Here is a 23450-nt window from a genome sequence, read left to right on the forward strand (position 1 = left end):
CGAAACCTCGCGCCGGGGCGCAGGCGCCCCGCCCCGCCGCCGGTCCCGCAGGCCGGTGGAGAACCGCCGCGAGCCCGATGATCGACCCCGCTTTGCCGCCGCACATGCGGCCCGACCGCTCCTTCCAGGCCCTGCTGCTGACGCTCCAGCGCTTCTGGGCGGACCAGGGCTGCGTCATCCTCCAGCCCTACGACATGGAGGTGGGCGCGGGCACCTTCCACCCGGCGACCACCTTGCGGGCGCTGGGTCCCAAGCCCTGGAAGGCGGCCTATGTGCAGCCCTCGCGCCGGCCCAAGGACGGGCGCTACGGCGAGAACCCCAACCGGCTGCAGCATTATTACCAGTTCCAGGTGATCCTGAAGCCGTCGCCGGACAACCTCCAGGAGCTCTATCTGAAATCACTGGAGGCGATCGGCATCGACCTCGGGCTCCACGACGTGCGCTTCGTCGAGGACGACTGGGAGAGCCCGACGCTCGGCGCCTGGGGCCTCGGCTGGGAGTGCTGGTGCGACGGCATGGAGGTGTCGCAATTCACCTACTTCCAGCAGGTGGCGGGCTTCGAGTGCGCCCCGGTCTCGGGCGAGCTGACCTATGGGCTCGAGCGCCTCGCCATGTACGTGCAGGGGGTCGAGAACGTTTACGATCTCAATTTCAACGGCCGCGAGGGGTCGGAGAGGACCAGCTATGGCGACGTGTTCCTGCAGGCCGAGCAGGAATATTCAAGGCACAATTTCGAGCATGCGGACACGCAGATGCTGCTCGAGCAGTTCCGCATGGCGGAGGCGGCGTGCCAGAAGTATCTCGCCGCCGGCGACAAGGGCGAGAAGCACGAGATGGTGCTGCCGGCCTACGATCAGTGCATCAAGGCCTCCCATGTCTTCAACCTCTTGGACGCGCGCGGCGTGATCTCGGTCACCGAGCGCCAGAGCTATATCCTGCGGGTGCGCGAGCTGGCGAAGGCCTGCGGCGCGGCGTGGCTGAAGACCGAGGCGGGCGGCCTCGCGGCCTGAGCGCGGGCGGGCGGCGGGCCGATGGCGAACCGCTTCGCTTTCGCTGCCGACGCGGATATTCTTCGCTTAATCCCGGCGGGCCGGGCCGTCGGGGGACGGAAAATGATCTTGATGTCGGAGGCGGTGCCTTCCGGGCCGACGGCGGGAGCGGGCGCGCCACGGGCCAGGGCGCACGGCATGCTGGCGGGTGCCGTCGGCAACCTCCTCGAATGGTACGACTTCGCGATCTACGGCTTCTTCGCGACCGCGTTCGCGGCGAATTTCTTCCCCGAAGCGAGCCCGACCGTCGGCCTGATCTCCGCCTTCGGCGTGTTCGCCGCCTCGTTCCTCATGCGTCCCTTGGGGGCGGCCATGTTCGGCCACGTCGCCGATCGCCGCGGGCGGCGCGAGGCGCTCGTCATCTCGGCCGCCATGATGACGGTCTCGACCGTGGCCGTGGGGCTGCTGCCGACCTATGAGATGGCCGGCCTGCTGGCCCCGCTGCTGCTCCTGCTGCTGCGCCTGTTCCAGGGGCTCGCCATCGGCGGGGAATACATGACCTCCGCCGTGTTCCTGGCCGAGAATGGCCCGCCGCGCTGGCGCGGCACCTTCGCCTCCTTCGCCACGGTGGGCTGCACCGGCGGCATGCTGGCCGGCTCGGCGGTGGGGGCGGCGACCGCGACCCTGCTCACCCAGGACGAGCTGCTCGCCTTCGGCTGGCGCCTGCCCTTTCTCCTCGGCATCGTGCTGGGCGGCTTCGCGCTGGTGCTGCGCCGGGGCCTCGCGGAGACCCCGCCCCGCACGGCGGACACCGTGCGCGCCCCGCTCGAGGTCGCCTTCCGCACCCAATGGCGCGGCATCGCCCGCGCCTCGGCGATGAACTTCTTCCTGGGCGTCTCCTTCTATCTGGTGTTCGTCTACCTTTCCACCTGGCTGCAGCAGGTGGACGACTTCCCGGCCGCTTTGGCGCTGGAGCTCAACACGGCCACCATGGCCGGCGTTCTGGTGCTGGCGGTCGCCTTCGCCGCCCTCTCCGACCTCGTCGGCCGCAAATGGGTGGTGGGGGCGGGCTTCCTCGGCTTCGCGCTGTTCTCCTGGCCGCTGTTCGAGCTGCTGCGCTCGGGCGATGCCGCGCTGGCGCTTCTGGGACAGGCCGGGTTCGCGGTGCTGATTGCCACCGGGGGCGCCATGCCGGCGACCATCGCCGAGATGTTCCCGCGCCATGTCCGCTGCACTGCCGTGGGCATCAGCTGGAACCTCGCCATCGGCATCGGCGGCGGCACCGCGCCCATGGTGGCGGTGATGCTGGTGGCCGCCACCGGCGACGACATGGCCCCGGCGGTCTATCTCATGGCGGCGGCGGCGGTCGCCTTCCTCGCGCTGCTCGGGATGCCGGAGCGCCACGCCGCGCCGCTGGACTGAGCGGGGCGCCTCTCGACGCGGCGGCGGAAACCCACTAGCAACGGCGCCGAACCTTCACCGGCGGCGCGCTTTTGCGCCGCGCCCCCGTCTGGGGAGCGAGCCCGACACGATGCCCGATCTCTTGCTCGAACTGTTCTCCGAGGAAATCCCCGCCCGCATGCAGGCGCAGGCGGCGGACGCTTTGAAGAAGCTCGTCACCGACGCCTTGGTGGAGCGCGGGCTCCTCTATGAGGGCGCCAAAGCCTTCGTGACGCCGCGCCGCCTGGCGCTCTCGGTGCACGGGCTGCCGGGCCGGCAGGCGGACCAGCGGGAAGAGAAGAAGGGCCCGCGCGTCGGCGCGCCGCAGGCCGCGCTCCAGGGCTTCCTGAAGAGCGCGGGGCTTTCCTCCATCGACGAGGCGACGATCCAGAGCGACCCGAAGAAGGGCGACTTCTATGTCGCCGTGGTGGAGAAGAAGGGCCGCCCGGCATCCGAGGTGATCGCCGAGATCGTACCCGAGACGATCCGCAAATTCCCTTGGCCGAAATCCATGCGCTGGGGCGATGGCACGCTGCGATGGGTGCGCCCGCTGCACGCCATCGTCGCGATGTTCGGGGCCGAGGGCGACGAGCCCGAGGTGGTGCATTTCGAGGTCGACGGCATCGCTTCGTCCAACCTCACCCGCGGCCACCGCTTCATGGCGCCCGCGCCCTTCACGGTGAAGCGGCTCGACGACTGGATGGCCAAGCTCGAGGCCGCCAAGGTGGTGGCCGACCGCGACCGCCGCAAGGACATCATCCTCAACGACGCCAAGGATCTGGCGCTCGCCGCCGGGCTCGAGCTGGTGGAGGACGAGGGCCTGCTGGAGGAGGTGTGCGGCCTCGTGGAATGGCCCGTGGTGCTGATGGGCGCGTTCGAGGAGCGCTTCCTCGACATCCCCGACGAGGTGATCCGCGCCACCATCCGCGCCAACCAGAAGTGCTTCGTCCTGAGGAACCCGGCCACGGGCCGGCTCGCCAACCGCTTCCTTCTGGTCTCGAACCTGGTCGCCTCGGACGGCGGGGCGGCCATCGTCGCCGGCAACGAGCGGGTGATCCGGGCGCGGCTGTCGGACGCCAAGTTCTTCTGGGACACGGACCGGGTGAACGGCCTCGAAAGCCGGATGCCCAAGTTCGCGCACATCACCTTCCACGAGAAGCTGGGCTCGCAGCAGGAACGCATCTTGCGCATCGCCCGCCTCGCCAAGGAACTCGCCCCCAAGGTGGGCGCCGCGCCGGCGCTGGCGGAAGAGGCGGCGCTCATCTGCAAGGCGGACCTGCTGACCGAGGTGGTGGGCGAGTTCCCCGAATTGCAGGGCCTCATGGGCCGCTATTATGCGCAGGGCGAGGGCCTTGCGCCCGAGGTCGCGGCCGCCTGCGAGGAGCACTACAAGCCCCAGGGGCCGGGCGACCGGGTGCCCACCGCGCCGGTGTCTGTCGCCGTGGCGCTGGCGGACAAGATCGACACCTTGGTGGGCTTCTGGGCGATCGACGAGAAGCCGACCGGGAGCAAGGACCCCTATGCGCTGCGCCGGGCGGCGCTGGGGGTGATCCGGATTGTGTTGGAGAATGAAATAAGACTGAATTTGCTGGAAGCACTTAGCTTTGCAGCTGGTGGAAAGGCCAGTCTGACGGCCTTGAACAGCGTCCGACTCTCCGAGGGCAAGTATGTTCCCACCGACACTCGGCAAATAGTCGAAGATGTCCTGCAGTCACACCGCGAAGCAGGACTTGATTTCGAGTTAGCAAAGGCTCTAATCGACCTCCTCGCTTTCTTCGCCGACCGCCTCAAGGTCTATCTGCGCGACCGCGGCGCCCGGCACGACCTCGTCGACGCCGTCTTCGCCCTCGAAGGGCAGGACGATCTCCTCCTCGTGGTGCGCCGGGTGGAGGCGCTCGGCCGCTTCCTCGACACCGAGGACGGGAAAAACCTGCTCGCCGGCTACCGCCGGGCGGTGAACATCCTGCGCATCGAGGAGAAGAAGGACGGCCGCGCTTTTGCCGGGCCGACCGACGCCACGCTGCTCAAGGAGCCCGCCGAGGAAAAGCTCGCCGCCGCCATCGACGACGTGAAGCGCCGGGTCGCCGACGCCGTGGCGGCCGAGGACTATGCCGCCGCCATGACCGCGCTCGCCGACCTGCGCGCCCCGGTGGACGCCTTCTTCGACGCCGTCACGGTGAACGACAAGGACGAAGGCTTGCGCGAGAACCGCCTGAAGCTCCTGGACGAGATCCGCGCCGCCACCCGCGGCATCGCCGATTTCGACCGCATCGAGGGCTGAGCCGTCCTTCGGGGCGGAGCGGGCACCACATCGCTTTGCCCACCTGTCCCCACGCGCGCAGGTTTCCCGTCCAGGCCGCTCCCCTCCCCCTTGCGGGGAGGGGCGAGGGGGTGGGGGTCGCGCGCCGCGGGGATGGGGACCGCCCATTCACCGGCCCGCCGCGCAGAGGTCGTGACACCCCCGCCCGCTCGCCGCCCGCCGTCGCCCTCCGGCTTGACCGCAGGGCCCAGGGCAGGGCCGGGCGCCGACCTTCATCGGTTTGCCGGGCGTTGGCGATACCCCAACTTCGCGCCAGCGGAGCGATGGGCGCTCCGGTCAAGCCGGAGGGCGACCGCAGGGAAGTTTCGCAAGGCGCTTGAACCGACCAGCGTCGCGCGCGAACCGCCTGAAGCTCTTCCCTTCACCTGCCCTGATAGCCGATCACCTGCATGCCGCTGATGTCGCCGCTCATGGCGTCCACCACCAGGCGCACCCGCTCGCCGCGCGGCCCCGTGGCCTCGCAGATATAGGCGCCGCCGCGCTGGCGCACCACGCTCACGTCGGTGAAGCCGCGCCGCATCAGGGTGTCGGCCACCTCGTCCGGTGCCACCGGGTGGGCGCCTTCCGGCGGATGCTTCATATAGGGGCGGAACGGCACCGGCGGCGTCAGGTCCACCACATGGTGGAGATCGGCGATGGCCGCCTTTTGGGCGAGCTCGGCGCCGGGCGGCTGGGCAAAAACCGGCATCATCCCGGCGAGGGTCGCCGGGACCACCACGCAGGCGATGAGACGGCCGGCTCGCACCATCTGCTTGCTCCTCGAGACCCGCCGCCCGTCCCCGTGCCCGCGGTTCGCAGCTTGGTCATTGTAAACCACCTGCTTGAACACAACCCGACGCGCCCGTTCAGGTGCCGTTCATTTCGCCCCGCCGGCCCCGCGCACAAGCGGGTTTCGGGGGCCTTGACGGGCGCCGGGACGCTTCCCAGATCAGGAGCGGCGCCGGTCACTGTGACGGCGTTTGAACCGGGCCCGGCTTGATTGCGGGCCCAGCATGTCGCTTCGAAGGAGGATATGCCATGCGTACTTTCGACCTTTCGCCGCTTTATCGCAATACCGTCGGCTTCGATCGCCTGTTCTCGCTGCTGGACGGCGTCGGCGGCGTGGATGCCGCACCCACCTACCCGCCCTACAATATCGAGCGCACCGGCGAGAACGCCTACCGCATCACCGTCGCGGTGGCGGGGTTCACCGAGGCCGACCTCGGCATCGAGGTGAAGGAGAACACCCTCACGCTGCGCGGCGAGAAGAAGGCCGAGCAGAACGGCGAGACCGCCCAGGTGCTCTATCGCGGCATCGCGGCGCGCAGCTTCGAGCGGCGCTTCCAGCTCGCCGACCATGTGGAGGTGAAGGGCGCGGTGCTCGAGAACGGGCTGCTGCACGTGGACCTCGTGCGCAACATTCCCGAGGCCAAGAAGCCGCGTCACATCGCCATCAACACCGTCGGCGGCGCCAAGGCGCTGGAAGGCCAGGCCATCGACGGCCAGGCCGCTCCGGCCGAGCCCGCCAAGGCGGCGTGAGGCAAGCCGGCGTGAGGCAAGCCGGCGGGGCGTAAGTCCCGCTTCGGGGTCCGGCGACGCCCGGACCCCGCTCTCGGCGGTGCCCCTGGTGCCGCCGTTTTCATGTCCGGCGGGCTTGATCTTGGCGCCGGCCGGCGCGAGGAGAGCGCATCCCTCCCCGGAAGCTTGCCTGTGCCCGATCCCCGCCCCAAGGTCCTCGTCACCACCCGCCTGTTCGACGCGGCGGCCGCCCGCTTCCTGGAGGCGCGCGGCTTTGCCGTGGTGCCCTCGGGCCTGCCGCCCGAGGCGCTCGACACCGACATCCCCGACGCCACGCTCGCCGCTCTGCTCCAGGGCGTCGGCGGCTGGATCGTCGGCATGCGCGCGGTGACGCGGGACCTCCTCGCCGCCCATCCCGGCCTCAAGGTGATCGCCCGGCGCGGCGTCGGCTATGACCGGGTGGACGCGGCGGCGGCGCGGGCGCTGGGGCGGGTGGTCGCCATCACCGCCGGCGCCAACGACGCCTCCGTGGCCGATCACACGCTGGCGCTCATGCTGGCGGTGCTGCGGCGGCTGAAGGAGAACAACGCGGCCCTCGCCGCCGGCGACTGGCGCGTCGCCGCGGGCGCCGACCTCACCGGCAAGACCGTGGGCCTGATCGGCTTCGGGCGCACCGCGCGGGGCGTGGCGCGGCGCCTGTCCGGCTTCGAGGCGCGCGTGCTGGTGGCCGCGCCCCGCTTCGAGGGGCCGGCGCCGGGCGTCACCCATGTGCCGCTCGCCCGGCTGCTGGCGGAGAGCGACGTGGTCTCGGTGCACGCGCCGCTCACCGAACAGACGCGCCACCTGATCGACGCGGCGGCGCTCGCCGCCATGAAGCCCGGCGCGATCCTCGTCAATACCGCGCGCGGCGGCCTGGTGGACGACACGGCGCTGCACGCCGCCGTGCTGTCCGGCCACATCGCCGGCGCCGGGCTCGACGTGTTCGAGGCCGAGGAGGATGCGGCGCTGCGTCCGCTGGCGCAGGCCCTGGCGGCGTTGCCGCAGGTGGTGGCGAGCGCCCATGCGGCGGGATCGAGCCGCGAGGCGCTGGCCCGCGGCAACATGATCGCCGCCCAATGCGTGGCGGCGGTGCTCGCCGGCGAGGCCGCGCCCGAGGGCTGCATCGTCGCGGACGGGCGCGCGCCGGCCTGAACACGCTGGGGCAGGTGGCGTCACCGCCTTGTCACCGCATGCCGGTAGCCCTCGCGGAAACAAGGCGCTTCATCCCATGGCGCGCCGCTCGCGCCCGCAGCCGACGCGCCGGGCCGGTGGCGGAGCGTCCTCGGCAGGGCCAGTCACAGCGGGGGCATTCATGGAGCCGCAGCAGTCCACGCCACAAGCCACGCCCATCGTGCGCGTGGAGAACGTGAGGAAGTCATTCGGCGCGACGGTGATCCTCAAGGGGGTGAGCTTCGCCCTCGAGGAGGGCGACCTGGTCTCCATCATCGGCCCCTCCGGCTGCGGCAAGTCCACGCTGCTGCGCTGCCTCAACGGGCTCGAGACCATGGATTCCGGCACCATCGAGGTCTGCGGCGTCGCCATGCGCCAAGCCCCGGGCGCCAGGACCTACCTCGCCCACACCGCCCACCTCCTGCGCAAGAACGTGGGCATGGTGTTCCAGGCCTATAACCTCTTCCCCCACAAGACGCTCATCGAGAACGTCATGATGGCGCCCATGGTGGTGAAGGGCACGTCCAAGGCGGAGGCCGAGGCCAATGCCGAGCGCCTGCTCAAGAAAGTGGGCCTCGGCGACCGGCTCGACCTCTATCCGATCAACCTGTCCGGCGGCCAGCAGCAGCGCGGCGCCATCGCCCGCGCGCTCGCCATGGCGCCGAAGGTGATGCTCTATGACGAGCCCACCTCCGCCCTCGACCCGAGCCTCGTCGACGAGGTGCTCGACGTGATGAAGGAACTCGACCGCGAGGGCATGACGCAGATCGTCGTCACCCACGAGATGCGATTTGCCCGCGACGCCTCCGACTACATCATCTTCATGGAGCAGGGCGAGATCGTCGAGATCTCCGACGAGGACGAGATCTTCAACCATCCGAAGGACCCGCGCACGCGCCAGTTCCTGCGCCGCTTCGCCTGAGCCCTTCCGCCGCCCGAAGCCCTTTCCGCCCAGTCCTTCCGGCCTTCAGCCCTATCCGGGGGTCAGCCATGCGCCCAGCCGCCTTGAAACCTGCCGTCCTGCATCTCGTCGCCGGCCTGCTCGGCCTCGCCCTCGCGCTTTCGCCGGCGCTCGCCCAGGCGCCGGCGGCCCCGCCCGCCGCCGCGCCCGCAATCGCCGCCCCGGACCCGGGCAAGCCGCTGCGCTATGGCGGCGACAGCACGTCGGGCGCGCCCTACACCTTCAAGGACCCGGCGGACCCGGACAGGACCGTGGGCTTCGAGGTGGACATCATGGCGGAGCTGGGCAAGAGGCTCGGCCGGCCGCCGGTGTTCGTCCAGAACGACTGGTCGAACCTCATCCCCGGCCTCGACAACGGGCTCTACGAGGTGGCCATCAACGGCCTCGAGATCACCGCCGCGCACCAGGCGGGGGCCGACTTCTCGATCCCCTACTACACCACCTTCGGCCAGATCGTGATCCGCCGCGGCGACGATCCGGTGCAGACGCTCTCCGACCTCAAGGGCAAGAGCGTCGGCACGCTGAAGTCGAGCCAGATGGAATATGTGCTGCGCCAGGCCGGCGGCATCGACGTGCGCACCTACGACGAGGAGATCGACGCCTACTCCGATCTCAAGCTGAAGCGCATCGACGCCACGGTCATGGACTTCCCGATCGCGGTCTACTACGCCCAGCCTGACCGCGCGCTGCAGTTCACCGGCCAGCCGGTGGGACGCATCGAATACGGCATCGCGCTGAAGAAGGGCGCCCATCCCGAGCTGCTGGCCGCCATCAATGACGGCCTCTCGCAGATGATCCGCGACGGCGCCATGCACAAGATCCTCGACAGCTGGGCGCTGTGGAGCCCGCTGATGTCGCAGGCGACCGGCGACATGCGCCCGATGCAGGCCCAGCCGGTGAACTACGACGCGTTCGTGGCGGCGACCCAGCCCAAGGGCTGGAAGGCGCAGTTGGAGCGCTACGCGCGCTTCCTGCCCCAGCTCGGCTGGGCGGCGCTGATGACCATGCAGATCTCCATCCTCGCCATGGCCATCGCCGTGGGCATGGGCGCGCTGCTCGCCATCTGCCGGGTCTATGGCGGCGCCCTGCTCGACCGCCTGGCGCAGGTCTATATCGAGGTGGTGCGCGGCACGCCGCTGCTGATCCAGGTGCTGTTCATCTATTACGGCCTGCCGAAGGTGGGCATCCAGCTCGATGCCTTCGTGGCCGGCGTGCTGGCGCTGGGCTTCAACTACGCGGCCTACGAGGCGGAGAACTACCGCGCCGGCCTGCTCGCCGTGCCGCGCCACCAGATGGAGGCGGCGGTGGCGCTCAACATGACCGAGACCCAGGCGGTGCGGAACGTCATCATCCCGCAGGCGGCGCGCATCGTCCTGCCGCCGACCACCAACGACTTCATCTCGCTGATCAAGGATTCCTCTCTGGTCTCGGTGATCTCGCTGGTGGAACTCACCAAGACCTACGAGCTCATCTCCACCACCTATTACGATTATTTCGGCACCGGCATCCTGGTGGCCGCGGTCTACCTGCTGCTCGGCCTGCCGTTCGTGCGCCTCGCCCACTGGGCAGAGAAGCACGTGAGCCGCGGCATGACGCGCTCCGCCTGAGCGGCGCGCAGGGGCGGACGGCGGCCGCCCGGCCGCCGGACCCGGCGGCTCACTCGGCGGCGGCGGGCAGAGGCGCGCGCGCGGCCTCCAGCGCCACGGCGGCGGAGGCGATGACGGCGGCGATGCGCACCGCCGCCTGGATCTGGTCCTCGCGGATGCCGGCCTCGCGCAGCACCGTCTCGTGGGCGTCGATGCAGCGCCCGCAGCCGTTCATGGCCGAGACCGCGAGCGACCACAGTTCGAAGTCCGCCTTGTCCACGCCCGGCGCGCCGATGACGCTCATGCGCAGCTTCGCCGGCAGCGTCTCGTAGGCCTTGTTCGAGGCGAGGTGGGTGAAGCGGTAATAGACGTTGTTCATGGCCATGATGGCGGCCGCCGCCTTCGCCGCATCCATGGCGGCGGGCGACAGGCGCGCCGCCGCCTCGGCCTCGAGCGCGCGGGCAACATCGGGGTTGCGGGTGGTCAGGCCGCACGCCACCAGCAGCCCGTAGAGCTGCTGCGGGGTGAGGCTCTCCTCCCGGCTGAGCGCCGAGAGGTTGAGCTTCACGTCCTTGGCGAAGGGCGGGATCTGGTCCTTCAGGGCGTCGATGGACATGGGGGCTTCCAGCCTTCTTGCGCCGCCTCAGGCGACCTTGAGCACGTCGCCGCCGACCTCGCGGTTGCAGGGGCACAGTTCGTCGGTCTGGAGCGCGTCGAGGACCCGGAGCGTGTCCTTGGGATTGCGCCCCACGTTCAGGTTGGTGGCGTAGACGTGCTGGATCACGTTGTCCGGATCGACCACGAAGGTGTAGCGGAACGCCACGCCGTCCGGCGAGCGCACGCCGAGGCCGTCGGTGAGCGAGCCGTTGGTGTCGGCGAACGACCAGATGGGCAGGCGGTTGAGGTCCTTGTGGTCGCGCCGCCAGGCGAGCTTGACGAACTCGTTGTCGGTGGAGCCGCCCAGCACCACCGCGTCGCGGTCCGCGAAGTCGCCGGAAAGGCGCGCGAACTCGGCGATCTCGGTCGGGCACACGAAGGTGAAATCCTTGGGATAGAAGAAGATCACCTTCCACTTTCCGGGGAAGCTCTCTTTCGTGATGGTCTCGAAGGCGGAGACGCCGTTCTCCTCGTGCAGGTTGAAGCCGGGCTTGACGCCGGTGATGGAGAAGTCCGGAAGGGGGCTGCCGATGCCGAGCATGTGTGGTCTCCGATGATTGGGGCCGCGGGCCGGCGCGGAACCCGGCGCGCCCTGCCCGCGGTATCGGCGAGCAGGTCGCAAGCGGCATGCCAGCCGGCATGGGCGCGAAAATGCGTTTCATTCCAAGAAAGCCGGGCCGCAAATCCGGAAGCGTCGCTGTCGCTTTTCCGACGCGCCGTGAAGGAAGCCGCACGCGCCCTGTCGCAAACGGTGCGCGCCGGCCCGGCGCCCCGCTGCCGCGCCGTTGCGTCGCGCCGGGGCAGATCCGGGTTGCCTCCCGCGCTCTATGTCGGCAGGGATATAGCTGCGGCATCCGGCGCGGCCGGCGAGCGGGAGGCGGGCAAATGGCTCCGAAGTGGTGGACCGACGCGCTGGTGGAGCGCCTGCTCCAGGAGGATGCGCCGTTTGGCGACCTGACCACCGAGGCGCTCGGCATCGGCGCCGCGCCGGCGCGGCTCGCCATGGCCATGCGCGCGCCCTCAACGGTCTGCGGCGTCGAGCTCGCGGCCGACATCTTCGCCAAGGCCGGCGCCACCGCGCAGGTGCTGGCCGGCACGGGCACGCGCGTCGCCGCGGGCGGCCCCATCCTGGAGGCGCAGGGCGAGGCCGGGCCCGTGCTGATCGCCTGGAAGGTGGCGCAGACCCTGGTGGAATATCTCTCCGGCATCGCCACGGCGACGGCGGAGATCGTCGACGCGGCGCGCGCGGCCGACCCGCAGGCGGCGGTGGTGACCACGCGCAAGACCTTCCCCGGCACCAAGCCCATGATGATCGCCGCCATCAAGGCGGGCGGCGCGCTGCCCCACCGCCTGGGGCTCTCCGAGACGCTGCTGGTGTTCCCCGAGCACCGCGCCTTCCTCGCCGATCCGGCCGGCGCGGTGGCCGCGCTCGGCCGCACGCTGCCGGAGAAAAAGGTGATCGTGGAGGTGGAAACGCTCGATCAGGCGCGCGCGGCGCTCGCCGGCAGGCCGGACGTGCTCCAGTGCGAGAAGATGGCGCCGGACGGCATCCGCGCGGTGTGCGCGCTGGTGGCCGCGGCGGGTGCGGCGTGCGTGGTGGCGGCGGCGGGCGGGGTCAATGCCGGCAATGCGGCGGACTATGTGATGGCCGGCGCGCACGTGCTCGTGACCTCGGCGCCCTATTGGGCCCGGCCGGCGGACGTGAAGGTCACCATCTCCGCCGCCTGAGGGCGGACGCCGGGCGCGGCCGGCCCGGCATCCGCGCGGGCCGCAGGGCACCGGCGCGCGGCGCCCCGCAGCCGCGCCTTCTGGCGGCAGGCTTTGCCCGAACGCCTATTTGCCGACGAGGATGCTGGAGGCCTTGATGATGGCGACCACCTCGTCCCCCACCGCGAGCGACAGGGACTTCACCGCATCCTCGGTGATGTGGGAGACGAGCACGTTGCCGCCGCCGATGTCGATGGTCACCTGGCCGGAGATCGGCCCGTGCTCCACCGCAACGACCTTGCCCTTGATCTGATTACGCGCGCTGATCTTCATCGCATGAGCCTTGAGCGGACCGGCCCGGCGCCGGCGCCTTTCTTATATCCGATCGGGCACATGATTTGAAAGGCTGCCAAGCCATTGCCGCCTACGGGGTTTTACGGAGGCGCGTCCGCTGGCCGCTGTCGCGAACCCGCCAAGCGGTCGCCGCCGGCACGCGCTGTCGCAAACGCGACATCCACCGCAGCTGAAACAATTCATTGATTTTATAAGATTTTCTCGTCTGGCACACGGCTTGCCAAGTATTCGGCCAGAACCGTATCGCCGTTTTGGGGACGAGACCCATGATCACCCTCACCCACAATGCCGCGACGGCCGTCAAGGCCGCCATCTCCCGGTCGCCTGACACGATGGAAGGCATGCGCATCCGCGTCGAGGAAGGCGGCTGCGCCGGCTTCAAATACACCATGCAGCTCGAGGCCGCGGCGCTCGCGGACGATCTGGTGCTGGAGCAGGAGGGCGTCAAGTTGTTCATCGACGGGCGCTCGCAGCAGATGGTGCAGGGCATGCAGATCGACTTCGTCACGTCGCTGCATGCCTCCGGCTTCGTGTTCGAGAACCCCAACGCTAGCAACCAGTGCGGCTGCGGCAAGTCGTTCAGCTAGGTCGTTCAGCTAGGTCGTTCAGCCAAGGCTCGGTCGTCGCGCCGCCGCAGGGGGTGGCAGGGAGGCATGATGCTCGCGAAGTCACCGTCCAGTTTGCCCACGCGGCCGCCGCGCTCCGCCCCGGCCGTGCCGCGCCTGCCGGTCGGCGCCGCGCGCACGGTGTTCCTCAACGACACCACCCTGCGCGACGGCGAGCAGGCGCCGGGCGTCGCCTTCTCCCGGCGCGAGAAGATCGAGATCGCCGAGGCGCTCGCCGCCGCCGGCGTGCCCGAGATCGAGGCCGGCACCCCCGCCATGGGCGACGAGGAGGTGGAGACCCTGCGCTCCATCGCCTCGCTGAACCTGCCTTTGCGCGTCGTCGCCTGGTGCCGCATGAGCGAGGACGATCTGATGGCGGCGGTGGCGGCCGGCGTCACCGCGGTCAACCTCTCCATCCCGTCCTCCGACCGGCAGCTGAAGGGCAAGCTCGGCCGCGACCGGGACTGGGCGCTCGGCACCCTGCGCCGGGTGGTGGGCCTCGCCCGCCAGCTCGGCTTCACGGTGGCGGTGGGCTGCGAGGATGCCTCCCGCGCCGACCAGGAATTCCTGTGCCGCATCGCCGAGGCGGCGCGCGAGACGGGCGCCTTCCGCCTGCGTCTCGCCGACACGCTGGGCGTGCTCGACCCCTTCACCGCCTATGCGCTGGTGCGGCGCGTGGCCAACGCCACCGACCTCGAGATCGAGTTCCACGCCCATGACGATCTCGGCCTCGCCACCGCCAACACGCTGGCGGCGGTGTCGGGCGGGGCGCGCCACTGCTCGGTCACGGTGACCGGCCTCGGCGAGCGGGCCGGCAACGCCGCCCTTGAGGAGGTGGCGATCGCCCTGCGCCAGACCGCCCGCGCGGAGACCGGCATCGACCCGGTCGCCCTGCGCCCGCTGGCGGAGATCGTGGCGCGCGCCTCCGGCCGGCCGCTCGCGCGCGCCAAGGCGATCGTCGGCGACGACGTGTTCACCCACGAGTCCGGGATCCACGTCTCCGGCCTGCTGAAGGACCGCGCCACCTACGAGGCGCTGAGCCCGCAATTGCTCGGCCGCGACCACCGGGTGGTGCTGGGCAAGCATTCGGGCCTCGCGGCGATCGAAAAGGCGCTCGCCGACGAGGGGCTCGCGGTGGACGAGGCGCGCGGGCGCGCCATCCTCGCCCGGGTGCGCGAGTTCGCCACCCGCACCAAGCAGTGCGTGTCGCCCGAGGTGCTGCGCCGCTTCTACGAGGACAGCTTCACCGAAGAGGTGCTGCGCCGGCGCCACGCCGCCGTGATGGGGGCCTGAGGCATGATCATGGGCCACCCCCGATGGCGCGGCACCAAGGTGCCCCCTCCCGCCGCCGTCGCCGCGACACCGGCGGCCGGCGCCCCGGCTGCTGCGGCGCCCCGCCCCTCCACCTGGCGGCTGATCCGCGAGGACGTGGCGTGCGTCAAGGCGCGCGATCCGGCGGCGCGCGCCACGTTCGAGATCGTGCTCACCTATCCGGGGGTGCACGCCATCATCTGGCACCGCCTTGCCAGCCGGCTGTGGCGCCGCGGCGTGAAGTTCCCGGCCCGCTTCCTGTCCTGGCTCGGCCGGTTCCTGACCAACGTGGACATCCATCCCGGCGCCACCATCGGCCGGCGCTTCTTCATCGACCACGGCGCGGGCGTGGTGATCGGCGAGACCGCCGAGGTGGGGGACGACGTGACGCTCTATCACGGCGTCACCTTGGGCGGCACGTCGTGGACCGCGGGCAAGCGCCACCCGACGCTGAAGGACGGCGTGCTGGTGGGCGCCGGCGCCAAGATCCTCGGCCCCATCACGGTGGGCGCCGGCTGCCGGGTGGGCGCCAATTCCGTGGTGATCGAGGACGTGCCGCCGGGCATGACCGTGGTCGGCATCCCCGGCAAGGTGGTGAAGGCGCTCGCCGAGCGGCGGCGGCTCGGCGACGGCCGCATCGATCTCGAGCACCATCTCATGCCCGATCCGGTGGGCGAGGCCGTGGTCTCGCTGCTGGACCGCATCGAGTTTCTGGAAGCGCGGCTCACCCATCTCCAGGGCGAGCTGCACAGGACGCGCGGCCCGGCCGCCGACGCGGTGGCCTGAGGACGGGGATTGAAGACGCTGCCGAGCGCCGGGCCGACGGGCCATGGCGGTTCGGCGCCCAGGATCGGAGGTGTGAGATGTCGGTGCTCGATCGGTTGCAGACGCTCTCCAGCGCGGAGGAGTTCTTCGACACCCTCGGCGTCGCCTACGAGCCGCAGGTGCTCCAGGTGGCGCGCCTGCACATCCTGCGCCGCATGGGCCAGTATCTGGTCTCGACCGACTTTTCCGGCATGGGCGAGGACGCCGTCTTCGCCGCCGCCAAGACCAATCTCGCGCGCGCCTACGAGGACTTCTGCGCCTCGAGCCCGATCGCCGAGCGCGTGTTCAAGGTGCTGCGCGAGAACGATCCCAATCGCCCGCCGGCGCCCAAGCCGACGCCCGCTTTCGTCCCCCTCTCCTCCCTCACCGGGAGCTAGGCGGACCCCGCGACCCCGCCGCCCCGCCCTCGGCTTCGGTCCGATGGGGCGGCGGACTGCCCTCCCCTCGCATTGCTTGATCCGGCATTGTGAAGGGTTCCCCCCATTGATTGATCGCCCCGCCGTTTTCGGCGGCCGCGAGGGGAGGGCAGAAAAACCGGCCCGGGCGCCTGTCGCGGCGCGCGGGCCACGAGATGCCGCCCCCGCCGCAGCGACGGGCGGCAGCCGCCCTCCCTTCGCATACTTGTTTTGGCATTGCGGAGGTTCCCCCGTTCTTTGCGCGCCGGTCCGCCCGGCGACGCGAAGGGAGGGCGGCCCCCTTCCGCGCCGCGCCGGGCGCTCCGGGCCGAGCGCCGGGACCGTCCCCTGTCGCCGCGCTTGGCCGCGGGCGCGCGGGCGCCATCCGGCGGCGGTCGCCGCCGCGGATCGCTGCCGCAGCGCGTCCGGCGGCCGCGCAAATCGCCCCCTGCGCCGACGGCATCGGCCTGAAACGGCGCGGCATGCCACTATTTGTGCACCGCGGCCGGCTTGAACCCCCTTACGGATCGGAGTAGTCAAGCGCCGGCTCCTGCGACCTCTTGTGCAGGCGTCTCCCCGGGGACAGTTGGATGGCCCGAAGCAAGATCGCCCTCATCGGGGCCGGCCAGATCGGCGGCACGCTCGCCCTTCTCGCCGGGCTCAAGGAATTGGGCGACGTCGTGCTGTTCGACGTGGCGGAGGGCGTGCCCCAGGGCAAGGCGCTGGACCTCGCCGAGCTCGCCCCGGTGGCGGGCTTCGACGCGCGCCTGTGGGGCGCCAACAGCTACGACGCCATCGAGGGCGCCGACGTGGTGATCGTCACCGCCGGCGTGCCGCGCAAGCCGGGCATGAGCCGCGACGACCTGCTCGCCATCAACCTCAGGGTGATGGAGCAGGTGGGCGCCGGCATCGGCAAATACGCGCCCGACGCCTTCGTGATCTGCATCACCAACCCGCTCGACGCCATGGTGTGGGCGCTGCAGCGCTGGAGCGGCCTGCCGCCGCAGAAGGTGGTGGGCATGGCGGGCGTGCTCGACGGCGCGCGGCTGCGCTATTTCCTGGCCGAGGAGTTCGACGTCTCGGTGGAGGACGTCACCGCCTTCGTCATGGGCGGGCACGGCGATGCCATGGTGCCGCTGATCCGCTACTGCACTGTCGGTGGCATTCCGGTGCCCGATTTGGTGCGCATGGGCTGGACCAGCGACGAGCGCATCGCCGCCATGGTGGAGCGCACCCGCGACGGCGGCGCCGAGGTCGTCAATCTCCTGCGCACCGGCTCGGCGTTCTACGCCCCGGCCGCGGCCGGCATCGCCATGGCGGAGAGCTATCTGAAGGACAAGAAGCGCCTCATGCCGGCGGCGGCCTATCTGTCCGGCGAATACGGCCTGAAGGACCTCTATGTGGGCGTGCCGGCGGTGATCGGCGCGCGCGGGGTCGAGCGCGTGGTGGAGGTCGAGCTCGACCGCACCGAGCGCGCGCTGTTCGAGAAGTCGGTCGCCACGGTGGAAACGCTGCTGGAGGCCTGCCTGAAGATCGCGCCCGGCCTCGGGCGCTGATCTTGCCAGGGATCGGCGGCACGCCGAAAGGGGTGCCGCCTTCATGCCGGGGCCGAAAGCCCCGGATAAGGTGAGGAGACGAATGTTCCGCTCCCCGGCGTGCGGCGCGCACGCCCATTGTCGGGATGGTGGCGGCGGGCCATGGCCGATCGGTCCGAACGGGGCCGAACGGCGATCCGCCGCGGGGGGAGGGGGCACTTCGCAACCCTTTAGGGGACGAAGCAGATGAATATTCACGAGTACCAGGCCAAGGCGCTGCTGAAGAAGTACGGTGCCCCCGTCTCGCGCGGGGTGCCGGTGCTGAAGGTCGAGGACGCGGAAGCAGCCGCCAGGGAGCTGGGCGGCCCGCTCTGGGTGGTCAAGTCGCAGATCCACGCCGGCGGGCGCGGCAAGGGCAAGTTCAAGGAGCCCGAGGCCGGCGAGAAGGGCGGCGTGCGGCTCGCGAAATCCATCGACGAGGTGAAGGACTTCGTCGCCCAGATGCTGGGCCGCACGCTCGTCACCATCCAGACCGGCCCGGCCGGCAAGCAGGTCAACCGCCTCTATATCGAGGACGGCTCCGACATCGAGAAGGAATTCTATCTGTCGCTGCTGGTGGACCGCGCCACCTCGCGCGTCGCCTTCGTGGTGTCGACCGAGGGCGGCATGGACATCGAGGAGGTGGCCCATTCGGCGCCGGAGAAGATCCTCACCTTCTCGGTCGACCCGGTGACCGGCGTCCAGGGCTTCCACGGCCGCAAGGTGGCCGACGCGCTCGGCCTCTCCGGCGACCTCGCCAAGCAGGCGGGCAAGCTCGTGGAGGTGCTCTACAAGGCCTTCACCGACACCGACATGGCGATGCTCGAGATCAACCCGCTGATCGTCACCAAGGACGCCCAGCTCAAGGTGCTCGACGCCAAGGTGACCTTCGATTCCAACGCCTTGTTCCGCCATCCCGAGCTCGCCGAGCTGCGCGACCTGACGGAAGAGGACGAAAAAGAGATCGAGGCCTCCAAGTACGACCTCGCTTACATCGCGCTCGAAGGCACCATCGGCTGCATGGTGAACGGCGCCGGCCTCGCCATGGCGACGCTGGACATCATCAAGCTCTACGGCGAGGAGCCGGCGAACTTCCTCGACGTGGGCGGCGGCGCCAGCGAGGAGAAGGTCACCGCGGCGTTCAAGATCATCACCGCGGACCCGAACGTGAAGGGCATCCTGGTCAACATCTTCGGCGGCATCATGAAGTGCGACGTGATCGCGCGCGGCGTGCTGGCGGCGGTGAAGGCGGTGGGCCTGCAGGTGCCCCTGGTGGTGCGCCTCGAAGGCACCAACGTGGAAGAAGGCAAGAAGATCATCCGCGAGAGCGGTCTCAACGTGATCCCGGCCGACGATCTGGACGATGCGGCACAGAAGATCGTGGCCGCGGTGAAGAAGGAAGCTGCGTGATGTCCGTGCTCATCAACAAGGACACCAAGGTCATCACCCAGGGCTTCACCGGCAAGAACGGCACGTTCCACGCCGAGCAGGCCATCATCTACGGCACCAAGATGGTCGGCGGCACCTCGCCCGGCAAGGGCGGCTCCACCCATCTGGGCCTGCCGGTGTTCGACACCGTGATCGAGGCCAAGGAGAAGACCGGCGCCGACGCCTCGGTGATCTATGTTCCCCCGCCCGGCGCCGCCGACGCCATCCTGGAGGCCATCGACGCCGAGATCCCGCTCATCGTCTGCATCACCGAGGGCATCCCGGTGATGGACATGGTGAAGGTCAAGCGCGCGCTCTCCGGCTCCAAATCCCGCCTGATCGGCCCCAACTGCCCCGGCATCGTCACCGCCGGGGAATCGAAGATCGGCATCATGCCGGCCAACATCTTCAAGAAGGGCGCGGTGGGCATCGTCTCGCGCTCGGGCACGCTGACCTATGAGGCGGTGTTCCAGACCTCCCAGGAGGGCCTGGGCCAGACCTCGGCGGTGGGCATCGGCGGCGACCCGGTGAAGGGCACCGAGTTCATCGACGTGCTGGAGATGTTCCTGGCCGATCCCGAGACCAAGGCGATCGTGATGATCGGCGAGATCGGCGGCTCGGCGGAGGAGGAGGCGGCGCAGTTCCTCGCCGACGAAGCTCGACACGGCCGCAAGAAGCCGATGGTGGGCTTCATCGCCGGCCGCACGGCCCCGCCCGGCCGGCGCATGGGCCATGCGGGCGCCATCATCTCCGGCGGCAAAGGCGGCGCCGAGGACAAGATCGCCGCCATGGAGGCGGCGGGCATCCGCGTGTCGCCCTCCCCGGCCCGCCTCGGCAAGACCCTGGTCGAGGTGCTGAAGGGCTGACCACGGACGCGGGAAGGGCTCCACCTTCCCGCGCCCCTCCGCCGACCTGCCGCGCGCGCCGCGGCGCGGTGTGACGGAAGGGAAGCAGCTATGAAGAAAGTGCGGCGGCCGTTGCGTTTCGACGGCCGCGCACCCATTTTTGCCGCAAAGCTCGGCGACGGGCATGGCCCGGAGCGTCCAACGCCGCGCCAGCGCCACCGGGCGCCGGCGCGAGGTTTCAAGGCACCGCTGCCGCAGGCCGCCACGAGCCGTGCAGCGGTGAAAGGGGCGTCCGGCTCCGGCCGGGGGCTCGATTTGTGGCAGATGACGAGGTCTTGGGGCTGTGTTTCCCGGTTGGACCCGCTAAAAAGGGCGGGATCGCTGAAGGAACACGCGGCGCCCACGGCCAGCCGGGAAGAAGCCCATGTCGCGCGCGGATCAGAACGACATTTTCCTCTCCACCTCCTTCCTCTATGGCGCCAACGCCGCCTGGATCGAGGATCTCTACGCCCGCTATGAGACCGACCCGAACGCGGTGACCCCGGAGTGGCAGGCCTTCTTCGCCGCGCTCAAGGACGATCCCGCCCAGGTGATCGAGAATGCCCGCGGCGCCTCCTGGAAGAAGCCGCACTGGCCGGAGCACGCCAATGGCGAACTGGTCTCGGCCATGGACGGGCAGTGGATCGAGGTGGAAAAGGCCATCTCCGACAAGGTGAAGGCCAAGGCGCAGGCGACCGGCGCGGAATTCTCCCCCACCGAGGTGCAGCAGGCCACCCGCGATTCGGTCAAGGCGCTGATGATGATCCGCGCCTACCGCATGCGCGGCCACCTGCACGCCAATCTCGACCCGCTCGGCCTGACCCCGCCGCGCGAGGCGCCCGAGCTCGACCCGGCGTCCTATGGCTTCTACGAGGCCGACCTCGACCGCAAGATCTTCATCGACCACGTGCTGGGGCTCGAATTCGCCACCGTGCGCGAGATGGTGGCGATCCTGCGCCGCACCTACTGCCGCACCATCGGCGTCGAGTTCATGCACATCTCCTCGCCCGAGGAGAAGGCCTGGATCCAGGAGCGCATCGAGGGGCCCGACAAGGAGGTGTCCTTCACCCGCGAGGGCAAGCGCGCCATCCTCAACAAGCTGGTGGAGGCCGAGGGCTTCGAGAAGTTCCTCGACGTGAAGTTCACCGGCACCAAGCGCTTCGGCCTCGACGGCGGCGAGAGCCTGATCCCGGCGCTGGAGCAGATCATCAAGCGCGGCGGCAGCCTCGGCGTGCGGGAGATCGTGTTCGGCATGGCCCATCGCGGCCGCCTGAACGTGCTGACCCAGGTGATGGGCAAGCCGCACCGCGCGCTGTTCCACGAATTCAAGGGCGGCTCCTGGGCCCCCGACGAGGTCGAGGGCTCCGGCGACGTGAAGTACCATCTCGGCGCGTCCTCGGACCGCGAGTTCGACAACAACAAGGTGCATCTCTCGCTGACCGCGAACCCCTCGCATCTGGAGATCGTCGATCCGGTGGTGCTCGGCAAGGCGCGCGCCAAGCAGGACCAGCTCAAGGACAGCGAGCGGGTGAAGGTGCTGCCTTTGCTGCTGCACGGCGATGCCGCCTTCGCCGGCCAGGGCGTGGTGGCCGAGTGCCTCGGCCTTTCCGGCCTCAAGGGCCACCGCACCGGCGGCTCGATCCACTTCATCATCAACAACCAGATCGGCTTCACCACCAATCCGCGCTATTCGCGCTCCTCGCCCTACCCGTCCGACGTGGCGAAGATGATCGAGGCGCCGATCTTCCACTGCAACGGCGACGACCCGGAATCGGTGGTGTTCTGCGCCAAGGTGGCGATCGAGTTCCGCCAGCGCTTCCACAAGCCGGTGGTGGTGGACATGTTCTGCTACCGCCGCTTCGGCCACAACGAGGGCGACGAGCCCTCCTTCACCCAGCCGAAGATGTACAAGGTGATCCGCCAGCACGCGAGCGTGCTGGAGCTGTACACCAAGAAGCTGGAGGCGGAAGGCGTGGTCACCGCCGGCGAGGTGGAGACCATGCGCAACGCATGGCGCGACCGGCTGGAGGCCGAGCACGAGGCGGGCCAGGCCTACAAGCCCAACAAGGCCGACTGGCTCGACGGCCGCTGGGCCGGCTTCAAGCCCACCCACGAGGATGATGACCCGCGCCGCGGCAATACCGGCGTGGAGATCGATACCCTCAAGGCCATCGGCGAGAAGATCACCACCGTGCCGGAGGGCTTCCAGGTCCACCGCACGATCCAGCGCTTCCTCGACAACCGCAAGAAGGCCATCGAGGACGGTTCCGGCATCGACTGGGCCACCGGCGAGGCGCTCGCCTTCTCCACCCTGCTGCTGGAAGGCAACCCGGTGCGCCTCTCCGGCCAGGACGTGGAGCGCGGCACCTTCTCCCAACGCCACTCGGTGCTGACCGACCAGGAGACCGAGGCGCGCTACAAGCCGTTCAACCATCTCTCCGAGACCCAGGCCAAGTACGAGGTCATCAATTCGATGCTCTCGGAGGAGGCGGTGCTCGGCTTCGAATATGGCTACACCCTGTCCGAGCCCAACACGCTGGTGCTCTGGGAGGCGCAGTTCGGCGACTTCGCCAACGGCGCCCAGGTGGTGTTCGACCAGTTCATCTCCTCGGGCGAGCGCAAGTGGCTGCGCATGTCCGGCCTCGTGTGCCTGCTGCCGCACGGCTATGAGGGCCAGGGGCCGGAGCATTCCTCCGCCCGCCTCGAGCGATTCCTGCAGATGTGCGGCGAAGACAACATGCAGGTGGCGAACGTCACCACCCCCGCCAACTACTTCCACATCCTGCGCCGCCAGCTGAAGCGCGAGTTCAGGAAGCCGCTCATCCTGATGACGCCGAAGTCGCTGCTGCGCCACAAGCGGGCGGCCTCCAGCCTGTCGGAGATGGAGGCGGGCACCTCGTTCCACCGGGTGCTGTGGGACGATGCCCAGTCCCATCCGGCGGCCGACGGCATCAAGCTCGTCCCCGACGACAAGGTGCGGCGCGTCGTGCTGTCCGCCGGCAAGGTCTATTATGATCTGTTCGAGGAGCGCGAGAAGCGCGGCGTGAACGACGTCTATCTTCTGCGCGTCGAGCAGCTCTATCCGTTCCCGCTGAAGACCCTGGTGCAGGAGCTCTCGCGCTTCAAGAACGCCGAGGTCGTGTGGTGCCAGGAGGAGCCGAAGAACCAGGGCTCCTGGGCGTTCGTGCAGCCCTACCTGGAATGGGTGCTGGAGCAGGTGGGCGGCGCCGCCAGGCGGCCGCGCTATGCCGGGCGGCCCGCGGCGGCGGCCACCGCCACCGGCCTCATGTCCAAGCATCTGGCGCAGCTCCGGGCGTTCCTTGACGAAGCCCTGAGCTGAGCCCAGCGGCGGCGCGCGAACGGAGGCATCCCTTGGACCATTTCCTCCTCAGGCTCCGGCCGCCGCGGGCGAGCTTCCCGCAGGACGCGAGCGGCGCCGAAATGGAGGCGATGGGCGCGCACGGGGCCTATTGGCAGGGCCTCGCCGAGGACGGACCCGCGCTGGCGGTGGGTCCGGTGGCCGATCCCGCGGGCATCTGGGGGATGGCCCTGGTGGAGGTTGACGACGCGGGTCATGCGAAGGCGCTCGCCGACGCCGACCCGATCATCACGGCGGGACTGGGCTTTGCCTATGAGGTGATGCCGGTCCCGTCACTCATCCTGCGGCGGGGCGCGGCTCCGGCGCACGGCGAACGTTGAGGGAGGTCC

The 23450-nt window shown here is 69.8% G+C and carries 21 protein-coding genes; 17 read left to right on the plus strand and 4 right to left on the minus strand.

Annotated elements, in window-relative coordinates; all coding sequences use genetic code 11:
• Window positions 1-77: 77 nt before the first annotated feature.
• From ABLE88_RS08175 to glyS, 3 genes are all read left to right on the plus strand, one after another.
• Window positions 78-1010, plus strand: a complete 933-nt coding sequence (locus ABLE88_RS08175; RefSeq protein WP_348830945.1) for a glycine--tRNA ligase subunit alpha — start codon at window positions 78-80, stop codon at window positions 1008-1010.
• Between the two features lie 177 nt (window positions 1011-1187).
• On the plus strand, window positions 1188-2411 hold the full coding sequence (locus tag ABLE88_RS08180) for an MFS transporter (RefSeq protein ID WP_348830946.1): 1224 nt from the start codon (window positions 1188-1190) through the stop codon (window positions 2409-2411).
• A gap of 109 nt (window positions 2412-2520) precedes the next feature.
• A complete protein-coding gene (glyS, locus tag ABLE88_RS08185) occupies window positions 2521-4710 on the plus strand; it encodes a glycine--tRNA ligase subunit beta (protein WP_348830947.1) in 2190 nt (729 codons plus the stop codon).
• A gap of 400 nt (window positions 4711-5110) precedes the next feature.
• Here glyS and ABLE88_RS08190 read toward each other — a convergent pair whose 3' ends face one another.
• On the minus strand, window positions 5111-5497 hold the full coding sequence (locus ABLE88_RS08190) for a hypothetical protein (protein ID WP_348830948.1): 387 nt from the start codon (window positions 5495-5497) through the stop codon (window positions 5111-5113).
• Between the two features lie 269 nt (window positions 5498-5766).
• Here ABLE88_RS08190 and ABLE88_RS08195 point away from each other — a divergent pair, with 269 nt between their 5' ends.
• The 4 genes from ABLE88_RS08195 to ABLE88_RS08210 all read left to right on the plus strand — a co-directional run bounded on the left by ABLE88_RS08195 (window position 5767) and on the right by ABLE88_RS08210 (window position 10023).
• Entirely contained in the window at window positions 5767-6267 is a 501-nt protein-coding gene (locus tag ABLE88_RS08195) for an Hsp20 family protein (protein ID WP_348830949.1), read from the plus strand.
• Between the two features lie 171 nt (window positions 6268-6438).
• Window positions 6439-7437 (plus strand): phosphoglycerate dehydrogenase, encoded by a 999-nt coding sequence (locus tag ABLE88_RS08200; RefSeq protein WP_348830950.1) that lies wholly within the window; start codon window positions 6439-6441, stop codon window positions 7435-7437.
• Window positions 7438-7597: 160 nt separating this feature from the next.
• Window positions 7598-8377, plus strand: coding sequence for an amino acid ABC transporter ATP-binding protein (locus tag ABLE88_RS08205; RefSeq protein ID WP_348830951.1), 780 nt, complete (start codon window positions 7598-7600; stop codon window positions 8375-8377).
• Between the two features lie 83 nt (window positions 8378-8460).
• On the plus strand, window positions 8461-10023 hold the full coding sequence (locus ABLE88_RS08210) for an ABC transporter substrate-binding protein/permease (RefSeq protein WP_348830952.1): 1563 nt from the start codon (window positions 8461-8463) through the stop codon (window positions 10021-10023).
• A 49-nt stretch (window positions 10024-10072) separates the two neighbouring features.
• Here ABLE88_RS08210 and ahpD read toward each other — a convergent pair whose 3' ends face one another.
• Both ahpD and ABLE88_RS08220 read right to left on the minus strand, forming a co-directional pair.
• Window positions 10073-10618 carry an alkylhydroperoxidase, AhpD family gene (gene ahpD / locus ABLE88_RS08215; RefSeq protein ID WP_348830953.1) on the minus strand — a complete coding sequence of 182 codons (546 nt, stop codon included), beginning with the start codon at window positions 10616-10618 and terminating at the stop codon, window positions 10073-10075.
• Between the two features lie 27 nt (window positions 10619-10645).
• Window positions 10646-11200: a peroxiredoxin gene (locus ABLE88_RS08220; protein WP_348830954.1), complete on the minus strand. Its 555-nt coding sequence runs from the start codon at window positions 11198-11200 to the stop codon at window positions 10646-10648.
• Between the two features lie 344 nt (window positions 11201-11544).
• Between ABLE88_RS08220 and modD the strand changes: the two genes are divergently transcribed.
• Complete coding sequence (modD, locus tag ABLE88_RS08225) at window positions 11545-12387, plus strand: ModD protein (protein WP_348830955.1); 843 nt, start codon at window positions 11545-11547, stop codon at window positions 12385-12387.
• Between the two features lie 105 nt (window positions 12388-12492).
• Here the strand turns inward: modD and ABLE88_RS08230 are convergent, their stop codons facing one another.
• Complete coding sequence (locus ABLE88_RS08230; RefSeq protein ID WP_348830956.1) at window positions 12493-12699, minus strand: TOBE domain-containing protein; 207 nt, start codon at window positions 12697-12699, stop codon at window positions 12493-12495.
• A gap of 287 nt (window positions 12700-12986) precedes the next feature.
• On the opposite strand from ABLE88_RS08230, the gene ABLE88_RS08235 reads away from it, so the two are divergent.
• From ABLE88_RS08235 to ABLE88_RS08275, 9 genes are all read left to right on the plus strand, one after another.
• A complete protein-coding gene (locus tag ABLE88_RS08235; RefSeq protein ID WP_348830957.1) occupies window positions 12987-13307 on the plus strand; it encodes a HesB/IscA family protein in 321 nt (106 codons plus the stop codon).
• A 69-nt stretch (window positions 13308-13376) separates the two neighbouring features.
• On the plus strand, window positions 13377-14618 hold the full coding sequence (gene nifV, locus ABLE88_RS08240; RefSeq protein ID WP_348830958.1) for a homocitrate synthase: 1242 nt from the start codon (window positions 13377-13379) through the stop codon (window positions 14616-14618).
• Window positions 14619-14627: 9 nt separating this feature from the next.
• A complete protein-coding gene (cysE, locus tag ABLE88_RS08245) occupies window positions 14628-15422 on the plus strand; it encodes a serine O-acetyltransferase (protein ID WP_510182862.1) in 795 nt (264 codons plus the stop codon).
• A 77-nt stretch (window positions 15423-15499) separates the two neighbouring features.
• Window positions 15500-15838: a nitrogenase stabilizing/protective protein NifW gene (gene nifW / locus ABLE88_RS08250; RefSeq protein ID WP_348830960.1), complete on the plus strand. Its 339-nt coding sequence runs from the start codon at window positions 15500-15502 to the stop codon at window positions 15836-15838.
• 608 nt (window positions 15839-16446) lie between these two features.
• Complete coding sequence (mdh, locus tag ABLE88_RS08255) at window positions 16447-17412, plus strand: malate dehydrogenase (protein WP_348830961.1); 966 nt, start codon at window positions 16447-16449, stop codon at window positions 17410-17412.
• A gap of 225 nt (window positions 17413-17637) precedes the next feature.
• A complete protein-coding gene (sucC, locus tag ABLE88_RS08260) occupies window positions 17638-18840 on the plus strand; it encodes an ADP-forming succinate--CoA ligase subunit beta (RefSeq protein WP_348830962.1) in 1203 nt (400 codons plus the stop codon).
• Window positions 18840-19724 carry a succinate--CoA ligase subunit alpha gene (gene sucD / locus ABLE88_RS08265; RefSeq protein WP_348830963.1) on the plus strand — a complete coding sequence of 295 codons (885 nt, stop codon included), beginning with the start codon at window positions 18840-18842 and terminating at the stop codon, window positions 19722-19724. Before sucC ends, sucD begins: the two co-directional genes overlap by 1 nt.
• Window positions 19725-20127: 403 nt before the next feature.
• Window positions 20128-23082 carry a 2-oxoglutarate dehydrogenase E1 component gene (locus tag ABLE88_RS08270; RefSeq protein ID WP_348830964.1) on the plus strand — a complete coding sequence of 985 codons (2955 nt, stop codon included), beginning with the start codon at window positions 20128-20130 and terminating at the stop codon, window positions 23080-23082.
• Between the two features lie 32 nt (window positions 23083-23114).
• Window positions 23115-23441, plus strand: a complete 327-nt coding sequence (locus tag ABLE88_RS08275) for a YciI family protein (RefSeq protein WP_348830965.1) — start codon at window positions 23115-23117, stop codon at window positions 23439-23441.
• Window positions 23442-23450 lie beyond the last annotated feature (9 nt).

The sequence above is a fragment of the Xanthobacter luteus genome, from assembly GCF_040049235.1.
In the GTDB taxonomy this organism is placed as follows: domain Bacteria; phylum Pseudomonadota; class Alphaproteobacteria; order Rhizobiales; family Xanthobacteraceae; genus Xanthobacter.